This is a genomic window from Streptosporangium sp. NPDC000509, from assembly GCF_042898365.1.
Lineage (GTDB): Bacteria > Actinomycetota > Actinomycetes > Streptosporangiales > Streptosporangiaceae > Streptosporangium.
In genome coordinates this window covers 599,426-616,419 of the sequence record NZ_JBIAYX010000001.1, presented here as the reverse complement: position 1 = coordinate 616,419, position 16,994 = coordinate 599,426, and the positions used below count along the sequence as shown (strand labels likewise).

Genomic DNA, 16,994 nt, shown 5'->3' with positions numbered 1-16,994 from the left:
TCCCGCCGGGCCCCTGCCCGGGTGTCAGACGGTGGGCTCGCGCCAGCGGTTGGTGATGGGCAGGCGGCGGTCGCGGCCGAAGTTCTTGGGGGTGATCTTCGGACCCGGAGGATACTGGCGGCGCTTGTACTCGGCCAGGTCGACCAGGCGGATCACCCTGGCGACCAGGGCCGGGTCGTGCCCTGCGGCGACGAGTTCGGCGGAGCCCATGTCCTTTTCGACGTAGTCGTCCAGCAGCCGGTCCAGGATCCCGTACTCCGGCAGGGAGTCGGTGTCGCGCTGGTCGGGACGGAGCTCCGCGCTGGGCTCCTTCTCGATCGAGCTCTCCGGAATCGGCGGCACCGTGAAGGGGTGCAGGAACTCGCCCGACCGGCCCGCCTGGGCGTTGCGCCAGCGTGACAGCTCCCAGACGAAGGTCTTGAGCACGTCCTTGATGGGGGCGAAGCCGCCCGCGGAGTCGCCGTAGAGGGTGGAGTAACCGGTGGCCAGCTCGCTCTTGTTGCCGGTGGTGAGGACGAGGTGGCCGTGCTCGTTGGACAGGCCCATCAGGATCATGCCGCGCACCCGGGCCTGGAGGTTCTCCGAGGCCAGGCCGGTGAGCTCGATCTCCTTCTCGAAGCCGCTCACGATCTCGGCGATCGGCACGGTCGTGGCGTTGATCCCCTGCCGGTCGACCAGCTCCTGGGCGTCGCTCACCGAGTGGTCGGAGGAGTAGCGGGAGGGCATCAGCACCACGTGCACCCGGTCGGGGCCGACGGCGTCGGAGGCGATCGTGGCGGTGAGCGCCGAGTCGATGCCGCCGGACAGGCCGAGGATCACCGACTGGAAGCCGTTCTTGGTGACGTAGTCGCGGACCGCGAGCACGAGCGCGGAGTAGACCTCGGCGGTGTCGTCGAGCTGCTCGGCGATCGTGGGGGTCTGCGGCTGGTACGGCTCGACGGGGCGGGCCGACAGCTCAAGCCGATCCACCGTGATCACGGTGCCGTCCGCGGCGTCCATCTGGAAGGTGCCGAGACCTCCGTACCTGGCGTCGGGCAACTCCAGGTCCGTGATCAGCAGTTCCTCGGAGAACCGCGCCGCGCGCGCGACCAGTTCGCCGGAGGCGGAGACGACCAGTGAGTCTCCGTCGAAGACCAGCTCGTCCTGGCCGCCGACCTGGTTGACGTAGGCGAGGGCGCATCCGGCCTCGCGGGCGCGCCTGGCCACCAGCTCCAGGCGTACGTCGTCCTTCTCCTTCTCGTACGGGGAGGCGTTCGGTACCACCAGCAGCCCGGCTCCGGCCTCGGCCACCACCGCGACGGGGCCGCCCTCCTGCCAGAGGTCCTCGCAGACCGCGATCGCCACGTCGACACCGTGCAGCCGGAAGATCGGCAGCCGGTCGCCGCGGACGAAGTAGCGGTACTCGTCGAAGACGCCGTAGTTCGGCAGGTGGTGCTTGGCGCTCTTGACGACCACCCGGCCCCGGTGCAACAGCGCGGCCGCGTCGAGCGGGGCGCCCTTGGGCTGGCCGACGCGCGGGGCGAGCTTCGCGCGGTCCACGTAGCCGACCACCACGGGGATCTCACCGAGTCCCGCCTCCGCCAGTCGTCGCGCGGCCTCCTCGATCGCGGCGATCGACGCCTCCACGAACGAGGTGCGCAACACGAGGTCCTCGACGGGATATCCGGTCAGGAACATCTCGGTGAAGACGACCAGGTGCGCGCCTCGGTCTGCGGCGCGGCGGGTCCACTCGACGAGTTTGTCCGTGTTGGCGGCCAGGTCGCCGACAGCGGGATTGGTCTGGGCCAGGGCGATACGGAGTTGAGCCACGTGGCCATCCTATGAGGGCGTGCCCGGAAGGTGCCCTTTGGGTGATCCCTGCTCGGTGACCGGTGGATGAGCACGGACCTCCGCCGTGGGACCGTCCCGCGCTCCTCCGGCGCCGGCCTCGCCGACGCCCGGCGGGTTTCCGGCGAGGCCGTTCGCGACTCCGCGGCGTCCACCGACATTCAATGAACATTCGGACCCGCCGGGCGAGGCCTGCCATCGGGTTTCGCGATCGGCCGTTCCTGTCTTTCCCAGGATCGTCCGGATCACCCGGATCGCATCGGAATCAATGGGATACCCGGGGCGCACCGGGACGAGGAAGGCCACCGAGGCCGCGGGATCGCCCGGACCGTCACGCCCGTGCTCGTCTCGCTTCGCCTTGAGCGCGGCGGTGCCTCCCGATCACGGTCGAGAGCCATGCGTCGGTGACGGCGTTCTCAGTTCGTCGACCAGCAGAAGCGGGCGTATCCGGCGTCGTAGCCGTCCAGCCAGCCCCTGTCGTAGTCGCTGGGCGGCCCGGCGTAGCTCCGCGGCATGGTCCTGCGACAGTCCTGTGCGGCGGTCCGGTAACCGTTCCTGTATCCCCGCCAGTAGTCGCTCGGGTCTTCCGCGGATTCCCCGGATTCCCCGGATTCCATCAAGTCCGCCGAATCCGATGTTTCCGCCGATGTGATCGGGGCCGTCGTGGTCTCGTTCTGCGCGGTGTTCACCGTCACGGCCTGCTCGGGATCCGGCGCGGGCGAGGCATGGGAGAACGAGACAGGCCCGAGGGCGAGTGCCGCGAGAAGTGTTGGGCCGATCACCATCAGCTGCCGCTTGCCGTACATGGTTTTCCCCTTTGCTCGGGCCGTGGGCGGAGTCCGCCCACGGCCATGATCTAGGGGGAAACATATAGGTAAGCCGTATCGGGCCAAAGGACCCGAGCTCTCATTTCCTTATTTTCGGAGTAAGTTAAGAGGGGGCTGATTTTGCCTGGCTTTTATTTACTGTGACAACTTTCCGGGAAATGTGATTTCTTAATGCATGTAGGCATTAATCGACTTGTGAGGCGCGAAGACGCGATGAGATCCGGGTGCCATTCGTGACGCCGCGAGGAAGACACGGCGGGGGACCTGTCAGCCGAGGAGCCAGAGCAGTCCGAGGTTCTTCGCCCCGGCGGGCTCGGTCATCCGCTGGATCTTCTTGCCCGAGCGGGAGAGGACCACGATCGTGTTGGCGGCCGTGCCCTTGACGCGGACCGCGAGGCGTCCGTCGCGCAGGTAGCGCGCGCCCAGCAGTCGCCCCTTGACCGGGATGGCGACCTTCGCGCCGGTCCTGGTGTCGTAGATCGACGGGGTGAACGACAGGGGCCAGGAGCCGTCGCCACCCGGGGCGTTCGCGCCGATGGCGTTGACCACCACCCTGCGGCCGTCGGGTGACAGGCTCTCCACGTGGTTGGCGAGCCTGACACCCGGGGCGCGGCTGGAGATCCGCCGCCTGGTGTCCAGGAGGTGGACGCCGTCCGTGTCGCCCGCGTACCCGGCGAGGGTCCTGCCGTCGGCCGACCAGGTCAGATGGCAGGGGCCTGAGGTCTTCCCGGCGTTGAACCTGCCCCTGCCGTCGGGGCCGATCACGGCCACCGTCATCGCCTCGCCGTTGCCCTTCACCGGGTAGGCGATCCGCTTGCCGTCGGCGGACCAGGCGGGGGTGAGGCACGGGCCGCCGTAGGCGGCGTTCTTGGCGATCACCGTGCCCACGCGGGGTCCGTTGGCCGATGTGACGCGCAGCCTGTTCTTGTCGTCGATCCAGGCGATCCTCCGGCCGTCGGGCGCGACCGCGAACTGGCCGGCGAAGGCGCCGGCGCCGGCGGTCAGGCCGCCGCTGCTCCGGCCTCCCCGGTACGTCAGCACCTCGACTCCGCTTCCCCCGTGGCGGAAGTAGACGGCGCCCGAGACCGGGGCCGCGGTCGCGTTCGAGATCGCCTTGGGCGCGGTGCCTCCGGTGGACTCGGCCGCAGCGTCGACGTTCCCGGTGGATCGGGCCGTTCCTCCGGTCTCACCAAAGGATCCGGCCGCCCCGGCGCCCTCGGCGAAGGCGGGAGTGGTGACGACGGCCGTCAGGGCGAGTGCGACGCCGGTGGCCAGGGCCCAGTGCTTCAAGGGGATCTCCTCGGGTGAATTACTCAACGGCTGGTTAGAGCCCCGAGAAGGCGAAAAGGTTTACACGCGGCCCGCCGCGATCGGAGTCGAGGGGATCGGCAGCACGGCCTCCACGACCGTTCCGCCCTCGGGCGCCGACTCGATCACGCAGGTGCCGCCCAGTTCGGCGGCCCGCTCGCGCATGGAGAGCAGTCCCACCCCCGAGCGAGGTCCCGAGGGCAGCCCGCTTCCGTCGTCCTGGACACGGACCACGAGTGACTCCCCGCGTCGCAGCGAGATCACCGCCGAACTGGCCCCCGCGTGCTTGCGGATGTTGGTGAGTCCTTCCTGCGCGATGCGGTACGCGGCCACCTCGGCCGCCGCGGGCAGATCCGACAGGTCGCCCTCGATCTCCACCGCCACCCGGGGGCCACCCTCCTGTGCGAGGGCACGCACGGCCCCCGCCAGGCCGAGTTCGTCGAGGGTGGGCGGGCGCAGGCCGTACACCAGTTCCCTGATCTCCTGGCTGACCGCGTCCATGCCGCTTCGCAGTTCGAGCAGGAGCCTGTCCGCCGAGGCGGGAGCGGTGCGCAGGCTGATCCTGGCCATGTTGATCGACATGGCCATCTCGGTCAGCGCGTGGCCGAGCCCGTCGTGCAGGTCTCGGCGCAGGCGGCGACGCTCCTCCTCACGGGCGGTGAGGATGCGTTCCCGGGAACGCTGCAGGTCGGCGGTCATCCGTACGGCGTGCGCCACGTCGGCGACGTACGGGACCGCCACCGCGACCAGGCGGTCGTTGTGCGCGGCGGCGAACCTGCGAGGCCCGGGGGAGCCGAGCAGCAGCCGCCCGACCGGCTCGCCGTGCCAGACCAGCGGTACCTCGCGCGGCGCCTGGCCGAGCGGGCCGACCTGGATCTGCCTGGAGCCGGGCCCGTAGACCTCGACGGCGACGCCGGTGACGCTCAGCCCGTCCTTGATCACGGCTGCGACGGCGGCGAGCGCGTTGGCGGGCTCGGTCTCGCGGACCTCTCTGGCCAGGAGCGCGGCGAACGCCCGCGGGTCGCCGTGCGTGCCGTACATGAGCCGGTCGACGAGGCGCCTGAGCCTGTGCCGGAGCGGATGGAAGACGACCCCGGCGAGCAGGGCCGCGATCAGGCCGCCGATCCGGTCGTATCCCGACAACGCCAGCCCGGCGACCGCGCCGACCGCGTACATGGCGCTGACCGCGGCGATCAGCCCGGCGGCGACGAAGGCGCGGCTGACCACGGTGTCGATGCCGTAGAGCCGGTAGCGCAGCACCGAGAAGACGATGGCCCCCGGGATGAGCCCGGTCCAGATCGTCGCGGCCAGCCACCAGTCGGGTCCGGCGAGCAGGAAGGCGACGTAGACGGCGAACGCGAAGATCGGCCAGGCGATCTGGCGGCGCAACTCCGGGCCCGCCCGCCGGAAGCGCAGCACCATGGAGACGAGCGCGAGGACCGCGAGAGCCGAGATCAGGATGGAGGCCACCTCGCGCGCCACCGTGCTGTACGGGGCGAGGAGGTCCAGCGCGAGCGGGCTGGGGATGACCCGCGGCCAGGGGTAGAGCGCGGGGTCGGGGTCGGGGCGGGTGAGGTGCAGCAGCAACTGCGTCGCGAACACGACCAGGCTGACCGCCACCAGCGGCCGCCACCGCCGCGAGGGCAGCCGGCCGTCGGGGGAGTACAGCGGGAACAGGATCGCCAGCAGGAGTCCGCCGAGAGCCTTCCCCGTGACCATGCTCATGCGGAGGTAGCCCGCGGCCTCCATCTCGCCCGCCGCGGCGAAGGTGAACATCGCCGCCTCGGAGAACGCGTTGACGGCGCACATCAGGCCGCCCACGCACATCAGCCACGCCGTGACCGGGCGCGAGCGGTGTGCCAGCAGGAACGCGCCCACCACGGGGAACGTCAGCCCCGCCGCGAGGTCGGGAGTGGCGGGCACCTGTGGTCGCCACTCGGGCGGCAGGCCGAGGCCGAGCACGATCCCGACGACGGAGAGCCCCACCGAGAGGATCGCCGCCGAGACGGCGGCGAGCCGGGCCGGGGAGCGCAGCAGAGCGCGCACCGGCGAGACGACGGGCCAGGCGGGGGCGTCCTCGGCCACGGTGACCGCGTCCACGACCGGCCTGGGCACACCGCCGGTGCCGTCGAGCGTCCGGCCCCGGTCGTGGTCGCGTGGCCGTGGTCGCATCGCTATCTGCCCACGTCGCCGGGGTTGACCAGCCCGGACTCGTACGCCGTGACGACGAGTTGGGCGCGGTCGAACAGCCCGAGGTGGTCGAGCAGCCTGACCACCGACCGCGAGACCGCCCCCTCGGGGACCGCGAGGGTCGCCGCGATCTGCCGGTTGGTCAGTCCTCTGGCGACCAGTTTCATCAGGTCGAGTTCGGCGTCGCCGAGACCGGCGAGGCCCGGCGGCGCAGACGGGTCGGTGCGGCCGGCGAAGGCCGCGATCAGGCGGGTGGTGACGGCGGGGTCGATCAGCGCGTCACCGGCCTGCGCGGCCCGCATCGCGGTGATGAGCTGCTCGGGCGCCGACGTCTTGAGGACGAATCCACTCACCCCGGCCCGCAGCGCCGCGTAGAGGTTGTCGTCCGTGCCGAAGGTGGTCATCATGATGACCTTCGGCGGCGCCTCGTCGGTCAGGATCCTCCGCGCCGCGGTCAGCCCGTCCAGCCTGGGCATCTGGATGTCCATCAGCACCAGGTCGGGAGAGGTCTCCTTGACGACCGCGATCGCCTGCTCGCCGTTCTCCGCCTCCCCGACCAGCTCGAAGCCCGGCTCGCTGTCGAGCACCACGCGCAGGCCGGTGCGGACCAGCGCCTGGTCGTCCACCACGACGACCCGCAGGCCCGGCGGTGCCGGTTTCCGTTCCACGGTGTGCGTCGCGGGCTTCGCGGCCCGCACGGCCTCGGCGGGCGGGTCGAGGTGGACGGCCTGGGCCAGCATGTCGGACTCCAGGCGCTGCAGAGGGGCGCCCAGGTCGAGGCCGAGCTCGTCACGGAGCAGCGCCCTGGCGCGCCGCAGCGCTCCCAGCGCGTCCCCCTGCCTGCCGTTGCGGTACAGGGCCAGCGCGAGCAGCCGCCAGGCCTCCTCACGCAGCGGGTGCGCCGAGGCGTGTGCCTCCAGGTCCGCGACCAGGGCGCCGGAGTGCCCCAGCAGGAGTCCCGCGTCGGCGCGGCGCTCGACCGCGATCAGCCGCAGTTCCTCCAGCCTGCCGGCCTCGCTCACGGCCCAGGACAGGTCGGAGAACTCGGCCAGGGCCGGGCCGCGCCAGAGCGCGAGGGCGGCCTCCAGGCGCTCCCACACCTGGGCGGGCGCGCCGCCCGCCTTGACCGCGTTCTCGAAACTCCAGGCGTCCACCTGGCCCGGCGAGGCGCGCAGCGCGTACCCCGGTGGGGCGGAGACCAGGACCTCGGCCTCCTCACGGGGCGCGCGGCCGGGCTCCAGGGCGCGCCGCAACCGCGACACGTATCCCTGGATGGTCGACAGGGCCTGGGCGGGAGGCTCACCGGGCCACAGCTCGTCGATGAGCATGGTCACGGGGACGGCGCGGCCCCCGGCCACGAGGAGCCGGGCCAGCACCGCCATCTGGCGCTGGCCTCCGAGGTCGAGTGACGTCTCGCCGTGACGCGCCTGGAACGGTCCGAGAGCACGAAATGTCAGCATTGCAGGCGTAAGGGTAGGGCTACCTGGACCAACCTCATAGAGCAATACTCACCATCGTTCGCAAGCCGTAAGAAATCATCCGTGGTCAGATCTCCACATTCAAGTTCACCGGAAGTATCGCTTCGACCACGGTTCCCCCCTCGGGGGGCGTGGTGATCACGCATGTCCCGCCCAGTTCGGCGGCGCGCTCGCGCATCGACGCCAGCCCGACCCCCGAACGACGTCCGGAGGGCAGGCCGATCCCGTCGTCGCGCACCCGGACGCTCAGGTCGTCCTCGCCCCGTTCCAGCGATACTCGCACGGTCGCGGCCCCCGCGTGCCTGCGCGCGTTGGTCAGCGCCTCCTGCGCGATGCGGTACGCGGCGACCTCGGTCGCGGCGGGCAGTCCCGGCAGCTCGCCCCTCACCTCGACGGTGACGCCGGGGCCCGCCATCTCCGCCACGGCTCCGGCCAGGCCGAGATCGTCCAGCGCGGGCGGGCGCAGGCCGTACACCAGGTGCCTGATGTCTCCGGTGACGCTGTCCATGCCGGAACGCAGCTCGGCGAGCATGCGTTCGGCCGTCTCGGGGGAGGTGCGCAGGGAGATCCTGGCCGCGTTGATGGCCATCGCCATCCCGCTGAGCGACTGGCCGAGACCGTCGTGCAGGTCGCGGCGGAGACGGCGGCGCTCCTCCTCGCGGGTGGTGACGATGCGCTCCCGGGAGCGCCGCAGCGCGCCGACCAGCCGGACCGCGTGGGCCGCGTCGGCCACGTACGGTGTGAGCGCGGCGATGACCCGTTCGTTGTGCGCGGCGGGCAGGCGCCGGGCCCCCGGCGGGCCGATGAGCAGACGTCCGACGGGCTCGCCGTGCCAGACCAGCCGGATGTCGCGCGTCACCTCCTCCAGCGTCCCCACCGTCACCTCCTCCGGCCAGCCGCCCTGGAAGCGCACGCCGGCGCCGGTGACCGCCAGGCCGTCGCGCAGCACGTCCAGGGCCGCGGACAGGCCGGCCTCGGGGGCGATGCGCTGGAGCCTGCGGCCGAGTCCGGCGGCCAGAGCCACCGGGTCGCCCCTGCCGCCGTACAGGAGGCGGTCGGCGCCACGCTGAAGCAGCCGCCGCATCGGATGGAAGAACACCCCCGCGCAGAGCGCGGCGACCAGGCCGCCGATCCGGTCCACATCCGACAGGAACAGGCTGGAGGCGGTGCCCACCGCCACGTAGACCCCGCCGATCACGCCGACGAGGCCCGCGCCGACCAGCGTCCTGGTGATGAGCGTGTCGATCCCGTAGAGGCGGTGCCGCAGCACCGAGAAGGTGATCGCGACCGGGACGAGCGGGATCGTGAACGACGTGAGCCACCACACCGGATTGCCGACCACCCAGGGGACGATGACGGTGGCGAGCGCGATCAGCGTCCAGAGGATCTGCCGGCGCTCCTCGCGGCCGGCCCGCCGGAACCTCACGGCGAGCGAGGCGAAGGCGAGGATCATGATCGCGTTGGTGAGCATGTCCAGCGAGAACCGCAGCGGGTGGGGGCCCGAACTCGTGTACCGCTGCCCGACGAGAGGCATGAGGTCCATGAGGAGTACGTCGGCGCACAGGACGGCGATGGAGACCCACACCAGCGCCCGCCAGCGCGGCGACGGCGGCCTCCCGTCCGGATAGAGCAGCGGCAGCAGCACGACCAGGAAGAGGATGGCCAGCTTCCAGCTCACCCCGGCGACCGTCCAGACCGCCTCCCGGGGGAGCAGCCGGTGCCCCGCGTCAAGGAGGGCGAGGTTGATCGTGAGACTGTTCAGCGCGGAGCACAGTCCGCCCAGGCAGAGCAGCCAGCCGATGACGAGCCGGGGCCGCTGGAACACCAGCAGCGCACCGAGGATGGGGAACGCGACGCCTGCCACGTCCTCGGGTGAGAACGGCAGCGGTGTGTAGGAGGGCTGCGGGAGCCGTGCCGTGACCCAGACGTTGACGCACACCATCGCTATGGACGCGGTGGCGGTGAGCACCGCCGCCACCCTGCTCTGGACGGGCGTCACCGTCGGGACCACACGGTACAGCCCGCGCATGATGGTTTCGGCCCTTCATTTCGTGCTTAAAAGGACCTTAACCGGCGAAGACCGCAATTCAATCAACGAATACTCAACGCCGGTGGGCACCGTACGACGCCCGCGGGCCCCCGGGCGGATCCGCCCGGAGGCGGCCGGTCAGGGTACGTCGTACCGGCTGGACTCCAGCAGCCATTCCAGCTGGGCCCTCGGCGCCGTGAGGAACGCGCACGCGACCTTGCTGATGTCCCTGGCCTGGCCGGTCGAGAACCCGAACCGGTCGAACAGTGTCGGCAGCCGGCGCGCGGAGGTCCGCAGGTCCTCGGCGCGGGCGGCGATCCGGTCGTTCACCCAGGCGACGGCGTCGGCGTCGGAGAGCCCGAACGCGGTCGCGGCGACCGTTACGTAGTTGTGCACGTCACCGTTGGCCCGCTCCTTGTGGTGCGAGGCGACGTCGTTGCACCAGGCGGTGACGTCGTTGCAGGCGTCCACCAGCGTCCGCCAGGTCGTGCTCTCGCGCAGCCCCGCGGGCACCTCCGTCCCCAGGCAGGGCTCCACCAGGTCGAACAGATAGGGACCCGCGGTGCCCCGCCGCAGCCGCGGGTACTCCGCGGGGGAGGGTACGCGGCCCGCGCACCGGTTCTCGGCCTCGGTACGGCAGGCCTCGCCCTGGGCCGCCAGCCCGGCCAGGAACCGGTGCCGCCAGCGGGTGCTCATCCGCTCGGTGGTGGCCTTCCACAGGTCGCCGAAGGCCAGCTCGACGGGCGAGGAGGCGTGGGCGGGGGAACGCGCGACGAGGTCGAGCCGCGCGAAGGTGTCCTTGACGATCTCGGTCGCGCGCCCGGCGGGTTTCTCGTCCCACTCGTCGTCGAAGTGGAACAGCCAGGTCAGCCATTTGGCGAACAGCAGCGCCGACTCCACGCCGAATCCGCAGAAGGCGCGGCCGGCCATCCGCTCGAATCCGGCGCCGGGGGGAGGTTCGAGCTCCACCGCGCGGGCCCAGACGGCGAGCTCGGCGCCGATCAGGTCGATCGAGGGGTGCATCGGGCACGGCGCCGACATCACCGGCACGAGTTCGGTGAGGGGCAGCAGCAGGGCCGCGGCCACCCCGGAGGACCTCGGCGGCCCGGCGGGTCTCCGCGGTCCGGCCGGTGGGACGGGGGAAGGAGGCGGGGAAAGGTGCGTCGAGGATGACAAGGGCTGTGGGTGGGGTCGGGGACGGGTCAGAGGATCGCCGAACGTCGGGATGAGGGCCACTAGAGCGGACCGAACAGCCAGTTGCCGACCACGTCGGGATCGGCGCTCGTGTAGAACTGCCGGGTCGCCTCGACCAGTTCGCCCACGGACACGACGCCGTCACCGTCGCCGTCGAGCCGCTCGAAGGTGGCCCGCACGTCCTCGCGCGGGGTGCCGAACGCGGCCATCATGATCCAGAACTCGTCCGGCCCCACGGCCCCGTCCCCGTCGGTGTCGCACAGCCCCGCCAACGCCTCGGCCGCGGGCGCGAACACCGTGTCGAACCGGTCCCCCTCGACGAACGCCGAGGTCATGCCGGCGCGGAACTCCTCGGACGAGATCACGCCGTCGCCGTCGGTGTCGATCTCCGCGGCGAGGGTCCGCCAGATCTCCTCGAAGCCCTGGGCGAGCCTGCTGCCGGCGTGGGAGGTCGGCGCCTCGCCGAAGCCGACGAGGATCCGGGCGCCGAGTCCGAGAAGGTCCTCGCGCTCGATCGATCCGTCGCCGTCGACGTCCATATGCCCGAAGGCACGGTCGAGCTTGTGGTTGAGGAGCGTGGTGCTCATCGCTTACTCCAGCATTACTCATCGAAGAAGAACAGTTACGCCAAGTGACGATAGCGAGGCGTTTCCAGCAGCCACTCCAGGTAGGCCCTCGGGATGGTCAAGAAAGCGCATGCCACCCGCGTCGCCTCGCGGCCGGCGGTGAAGCCCAGGTCGTGCCGCTCCACGAGCGCCGGGATCGCGCGGGCGGCCGTCCACAGCTCCTCCATGCGGGTGGCGACCCCGTCGATCTTCCACTCTTCCGCCCCGGAATTGGAGCGTTCCAGAGAAATGGCGCCCGTGTGGCCCGGTCCGGCCACCGCCTCCTCACACCGGGCGGCCACCTCGCCGCTCACCTCGACGAGCGCCCGCCAGTGCGTGCTCCGCCACACCGGAGCGGGCACCTCCACCCCCAGGCAGGGCTCCACCAGGTCGAACAGGTAGCGGCCGAAGGCGTCCACGGGCGACCGCGTACGATCTTCGGCCGAGGTCGTCCCAGGGGAGAGGAGCGCCTCGCGCTGGGCGGTGAGCCCGGCCGTGAAACGCTCGCGCCAGGCGTCGCCCATCTCCGGCGCGCACGCCGTCCACAGACCGGAGAAGGCCCGCTCCAGCGGGGCCCGGCCCGGCTCGCCGCCCGCGGCCACGGCGAGGACCGGGGTGAGGGCCTCGGGAGCCCGCCGCAGGCACGACATCCAGGTCAGCCAGCGGGCGAGCCGCGTCACCGCGCCGGTTTCGCAACGGGCGAACGCCCGTCCGGCCAGCCGGGCGGCGGCGGGATCGGGGTCCAGGCCCGACGTGCGCGCCCAGTCGGAGGTCGCGGCCTCGACCAGGTGTATCGACGGGTGGACGGGGCAGGGCATCGCCAGCGCCGCGAGGCGTTCGGCGAGCCTGGCCGGTGGCGGGACCGCGTGCGGTGGTCGGTGGACCTCGGTACGCGTCATCGTCGTCTCCCCCCGGACCGGGTTCCCAGCGGCTCCGGTCGCACACTGTAAGAGGAGAGAGGGACGGGCGTGTGGAGGCGCGACGGTCCCTGTGCCACATCTCACCGTTCTTCCTCGTAACGTGTGCGAAACACTGAGAGGGCAAACTGGGAGACCACTAGGCGTGTTGCGGCACGTCGGCAATGAAGGAGAAGCCTTGGACCGCCAGCAGGAGTTCGTTCTCCGTACCCTTGAGGAGCGCGACATCCGGTTCATCCGGCTGTGGTTCACCGATGTGCTCGGGTTCCTGAAGTCGGTGGCCATCGCCCCGGCCGAGCTCGAAGGGGCCTTCGCCGAGGGCATCGGCTTCGACGGCTCGGCCATCGAGGGCTTCGCCCGGGTCTACGAGTCGGACATGCTCGCCAAGCCCGACCCGTCGACCTTCCAGATCCTTCCGTGGCGCAGCGAGACGCCGGGTGCGGCCCGGATGTTCTGCGACATCCTCATGCCGGACGGCTCACCCTCGCACGCCGACCCGCGCTGGGTGCTCAAGCGCACCCTGGCGAAGGCCTCCGACATGGGCTTCAGCTTCTACACCCACCCTGAGATCGAGTTCTTCCTGCTGAAGAGCCGGCCGGAGGGCGCCGAGCGCCCCGAGCCGATCGACGGCGGCGGCTACTTCGACCACACCCCGCACAGCTCCGGCCACGACTTCCGGCGCAACGCGATCATGATGCTGGAGTCGATGGGCATCTCCGTCGAGTACAGCCACCACGAGGGCGGCCCCGGCCAGCAGGAGATCGACCTGCGCTACGCCGACGCGCTCACCACCGCCGACAACATCATGACCTTCCGCCTGGTGATGAAGGAGGTCGCGCTGGAGCAGGGCATCTGGGCGAGCTTCATGCCCAAGCCCTTCACCGAGTACCCCGGCTCGGGCATGCACACCCACATGTCGCTCTTCGAGGGCGACCGCAACGCCTTCTACGAGCCCGGTGCCGACTACCAGCTCTCCAAGATCGGCCGCTCCTTCATCGGTGGCCTGCTCACGCACGCCGCCGAGATCACCGCGGTCTGCAACCAGTGGGTCAACTCCTACAAGCGGCTGTGGGGCGGCGCCGAGGCGATCGCCGGAGCGGGCGGTGAGGCCCCGAGCTACGTCTCCTGGGGTCACAACAACCGCTCCGCCCTCGTCCGGGTGCCGATGTACAAGCCGCACAAGGGCGGCTCGACCCGCATCGAGTTCCGCTCGCTCGACTCCGCCTGCAACCCCTATCTCGCCTTCGCCGTGATCCTCGCGGCCGGGCTGAAGGGCATCGAGGAGGGTTACGAGATGCCCCCGGGTGCCGAGGACGACGTGTGGGCGCTCACCTCGGCCGAGCGCAGGGCGCTGGGCATCCAGCCGCTGCCCCAGTCGCTCGACGAGGCGATCGCGGTCATGGAGCGCAGCGAGCTCGTCGCCGAGACCCTCGGCGAGCACGTCTTCGACTACTTCCTGCGCAACAAGCGCGCCGAGTGGAACGAATACCGCAGGCAGGTCACCGAATTCGAGCTCGGCCGCTACCTGCCGGTCCTCTGACCGCGGTCACGATCTCACGGGCCCGGTGGGCCTCCGGGGCGTCCGCCGTGCCCGTGAGGCATGCGCCCGGGATGCCCGCCGTGGTCGTCACGGCGGGCGATCCGGGAGCGCCCGCCGAACGTCATACCGGTGTTACTCGCGGCTAACGAGCGCGTCATCGAACCCGAGTTGGCTGTATGTACAAGCAGTCCGATAAAATCGGTCGGTCCAATTAACGTGATTTATGAGGATCGATCGCCATAAAGGCGACAGGAGGTGCGGCATGACAATGACGTCCGAGCTGCAGACCGTGCTCACCGTTCCGGCGCGTTTCCGTGGTCCCGAGGGGTCCGCGAACGGCGGCTGGATCGCGGGCACGGTCTCGGAGGCGCTGCACGGCGCCCGGCACGACTCGGCCATCGAGGTCACGCTGCACGCACCCACGCCACTGGACACCGAGCTCTCCCTGCGCCACCTCGCCAACACCGCGACCCTCACCCACGGCGACAGGCTCCTCGTCGAGGCCGTCACGGTCGCCGAGGAGTTCGACGTCCCGGACTTCGTGCCCTTCACCGAGGCCGCGCGGGCCGAGGTCGGCTTCGCCGGTCTCGTCGAGCACGCCTTCCCCGGCTGCTTCGCGTGCGGCCTGCGCGCCCCCGGCGACGGCCTGCGGATCTTCCCGGGTCCCGTGCCCGGCACCGACCTGATCGCCGCCGGCTGGCGGGTCCCGATGACCATCACCGAGGCGGACGGCACCGTCCCCCACACGGTCGTCTGGGCCGCCCTCGACTGCCCCACCGGCTGGGCGCACTTCGGACCCGGCGAGTTCGCCCTGCTCGGCCGTCTGACCGTACGGATCCACCGCCGGGTCTACCCCGGAGGCATCTACTCCGTCGTGGCCCGCGCCACCGGCCGCGAGGGCCGCAAGCTCTTCGGCGAGAGCGCCGTCTACGAGGCCGACGGCACCCTGGTCGCCGCGGCCAAGGCCACCTGGATCACTCCCGCCAAGACCGGCTGACCCGGCCTCGGGCGGCGCGGGTCGGCGCCGAGGGCTCAGCGGGAGAGGTGCTTGGCGACCAGCGAGGCGCAGCGGTCGTCGAAGAGGATCGTGTAGTGATTGCAGTCGTCGATCACCTCGTCCTCCAGCGCGGGCAGCCATCCGGTCCACGCGGCCGCCAGCTCGTCGGGCATGAAGCCGACCGGCTGGTTCAGCAGTCCGCGCGGGGCGCGCAGCAGGGACAGGGGCGAGGTGATCGCGCGCAGCGCGGCGTCGACCGTCTCGCCCTCGGTGAGCATCCACCGGCCGTCCTCGCGGACCGGTTCCCGCCGCACCCGCGAGCGCACCGTGCCCTCTGTGCCCTCTGTGCCCTCCGGCCCCGACGCGTCGTAGCGGACGTACTCCTCCGCCTCCTCGGTCCACGCGTCGGCGAAGGCGGGGTGGGCCTTGAAGAAGTCCACGTACGCGTCGGCGTCGGGGAAGGTCTGGTCCAGCCGGGCGATGGCCGGGCCGAGCGTGGCCTCCAGCACCGCGTCGGGGTCGGCGCCGGGGGGCAGCGGTCTCGGGAGTCCGCCGTCGACCAGCACCACCCTGGCGTAGTCGTGCCCCGCGGCGGCGAGGGCCGCGACGTAGGCGCCCATCGAGTGACCGGTGAGCACGATGTCGGACTCGGCGCCCACGGACCGGGCGACGAGGTTCACATCCTCGGCGTGCCTGGCCAGGCCGTACGGGCCCGGGAGCCCGGCACTGTGGCCGCGGCCCCGTAGGTCCATCGCGACCAGCGACCACTCGGCGGGGAGCCTGCGGGCGACGCCGGCCCAGGCCATGAGCGAGGCGGTGATGCCGTGCACCGCCACGATCACGCGGGACCCGGTGCCGAACCGGGCGACGCGCAACGCGCCGCCGGGGACCTCGACATCACTCAGGACGGGATTCATCGGTTCTCCTTGCGGGTGGAGCCTCGCCTTCGGTTCCGGCGGGGCTGATGCCAAGGTGGCGGGTACTCGCGTCCGAGGTCAATGTCCCCGCCGAACACAGGGCCGACAGCACGGGCGGTGGTACGGGCTCGGCATACGGCCGGCGCACGGTCCACGTACGGGCGGCAGGGAGCGCGGTGATCTCGCATCTCCCTGCCGCTGTGACCGTCTCGTGCCCATGTCAACCCATAATTACGGTATGAGGATCACCGTCATCGAGCACGAGGCCGACGCGGGGCTCGGGTTCCTCGCCGGATGGCTGTCCGAGGCCGGGGCCGTCTGCGAGGTCGTCCGCCCCTACCTGGGCGAGGCGGTGCCCGAGCGGATCACCGGGGGACTGATCGTCCTCGGTGGCGAGGCGGCGGCCTGGGAGGACGAGAGGTGTCCCTGGCTGCCCGCCACCCGTGACCTGATCCGCGTCTGCGTCGAGCGGGGCGTGCCGACCCTGGGGATCTGCCTGGGGGCACAGCTCATGGCGCTCGCCTGCGGCGGTGCCGTCGAGCGCGGGGAGTACGGACTCGAGGTCGGCGTGACCGAGGTCGTCCCTCTTCCCGCGGCCGGAACGGATCGGCTGTTCGCCGGTCTCGGCCCCTCGCTCGCCGTGCAGTACCACCGCGACGCGATCACGGAGCTTCCCCCGGGCGCGGTTCCGCTCGCCACCGGCGACCCGTACCCCAACCAGGCGTACCGGCTGGGGGAGAACGCCTGGGCGGTGCAGTTTCACCCCGAGGCCACCCCGGAGATCTTCGTCGACTGGACGGCCGGATCGGCCGAGACCCTGACCGGCCTGGGCCACTCGGTCGAGGAGCTGAACACGCGGGTGAAGGAGGCGAGGAACGACCTGGTCGACGCGTGGAGACCTCTCGCCGAACGTTTCGCAGCCGTCGTCATCGCCGTCCAAACCGCGTGACTGCGCGATTACGTTCCGAATCCGCTAACGACGTCGCACAGTTTCAGGATTAACCTGTGCGGCGACGCTCCGAACGCTGGGATGCGGACCAGGGTGGGGACCCGGAAGCAGATGCACCGCCCCTCCCGGTTCGCCGGGGAAGCGAGGCCCATGCGAGTGTGGGAGCGTGCACCTTTGATCGCTCGGGGTAGGGATTGAGGAAGGGCACCCGTGCTT

General features: G+C 71.2%; 13 protein-coding genes. 3 read left to right on the top strand and 10 right to left on the bottom strand.

What is annotated here, in order from left to right:
• Window positions 1-24: 24 nt before the first annotated feature.
• The 9 genes from ACFY3D_RS02465 to ACFY3D_RS02425 form a co-directional block, all read right to left on the bottom strand.
• Complete coding sequence (locus tag ACFY3D_RS02465; protein ID WP_389973852.1) at window positions 25-1,809, bottom strand: NAD+ synthase; 1,785 nt, start codon at window positions 1,807-1,809, stop codon at window positions 25-27.
• A 434-nt stretch (window positions 1,810-2,243) separates the two neighbouring features.
• The gene (locus tag ACFY3D_RS02460; protein WP_389973849.1) at window positions 2,244-2,633 is read right to left on the bottom strand and encodes a hypothetical protein; all 390 of its coding nucleotides are present in this window, start codon (window positions 2,631-2,633) and stop codon (window positions 2,244-2,246) included.
• Between the two features lie 288 nt (window positions 2,634-2,921).
• Window positions 2,922-3,944 (bottom strand): TolB family protein, encoded by a 1,023-nt coding sequence (locus ACFY3D_RS02455; protein WP_389973846.1) that lies wholly within the window; start codon window positions 3,942-3,944, stop codon window positions 2,922-2,924.
• A 60-nt stretch (window positions 3,945-4,004) separates the two neighbouring features.
• Window positions 4,005-6,134, bottom strand: a complete 2,130-nt coding sequence (locus ACFY3D_RS02450; protein ID WP_389973843.1) for a histidine kinase — start codon at window positions 6,132-6,134, stop codon at window positions 4,005-4,007.
• Between the two features lie 2 nt (window positions 6,135-6,136).
• Window positions 6,137-7,612 carry a BTAD domain-containing putative transcriptional regulator gene (locus ACFY3D_RS02445; RefSeq protein WP_389973840.1) on the bottom strand — a complete coding sequence of 492 codons (1,476 nt, stop codon included), beginning with the start codon at window positions 7,610-7,612 and terminating at the stop codon, window positions 6,137-6,139.
• An 85-nt stretch (window positions 7,613-7,697) separates the two neighbouring features.
• Window positions 7,698-9,659 (bottom strand): histidine kinase, encoded by a 1,962-nt coding sequence (locus ACFY3D_RS02440; RefSeq protein ID WP_389973837.1) that lies wholly within the window; start codon window positions 9,657-9,659, stop codon window positions 7,698-7,700.
• Between the two features lie 138 nt (window positions 9,660-9,797).
• Window positions 9,798-10,745 (bottom strand): terpene synthase family protein, encoded by a 948-nt coding sequence (locus ACFY3D_RS02435; RefSeq protein ID WP_389973834.1) that lies wholly within the window; start codon window positions 10,743-10,745, stop codon window positions 9,798-9,800.
• Between the two features lie 149 nt (window positions 10,746-10,894).
• Window positions 10,895-11,440 (bottom strand): EF-hand domain-containing protein, encoded by a 546-nt coding sequence (locus tag ACFY3D_RS02430; protein ID WP_350947422.1) that lies wholly within the window; start codon window positions 11,438-11,440, stop codon window positions 10,895-10,897.
• Between the two features lie 35 nt (window positions 11,441-11,475).
• A complete protein-coding gene (locus ACFY3D_RS02425) occupies window positions 11,476-12,357 on the bottom strand; it encodes a hypothetical protein (RefSeq protein WP_389973831.1) in 882 nt (293 codons plus the stop codon).
• 196 nt (window positions 12,358-12,553) lie between these two features.
• Here ACFY3D_RS02425 and glnA point away from each other — a divergent pair, with 196 nt between their 5' ends.
• Window positions 12,554-13,915, top strand: coding sequence for a type I glutamate--ammonia ligase (gene glnA / locus ACFY3D_RS02420; protein ID WP_350947424.1), 1,362 nt, complete (start codon window positions 12,554-12,556; stop codon window positions 13,913-13,915).
• A gap of 262 nt (window positions 13,916-14,177) precedes the next feature.
• Window positions 14,178-14,912: a hotdog fold domain-containing protein gene (locus ACFY3D_RS02415; RefSeq protein WP_350947425.1), complete on the top strand. Its 735-nt coding sequence runs from the start codon at window positions 14,178-14,180 to the stop codon at window positions 14,910-14,912.
• A gap of 35 nt (window positions 14,913-14,947) precedes the next feature.
• Here the strand turns inward: ACFY3D_RS02415 and ACFY3D_RS02410 are convergent, their stop codons facing one another.
• Window positions 14,948-15,829, bottom strand: coding sequence for an alpha/beta hydrolase (locus ACFY3D_RS02410; protein ID WP_389973828.1), 882 nt, complete (start codon window positions 15,827-15,829; stop codon window positions 14,948-14,950).
• Between the two features lie 238 nt (window positions 15,830-16,067).
• On the opposite strand from ACFY3D_RS02410, the gene ACFY3D_RS02405 reads away from it, so the two are divergent.
• Window positions 16,068-16,778: a type 1 glutamine amidotransferase gene (locus ACFY3D_RS02405; RefSeq protein WP_389973825.1), complete on the top strand. Its 711-nt coding sequence runs from the start codon at window positions 16,068-16,070 to the stop codon at window positions 16,776-16,778.
• The last annotated feature ends 216 nt before the right edge of the window (window positions 16,779-16,994 follow it).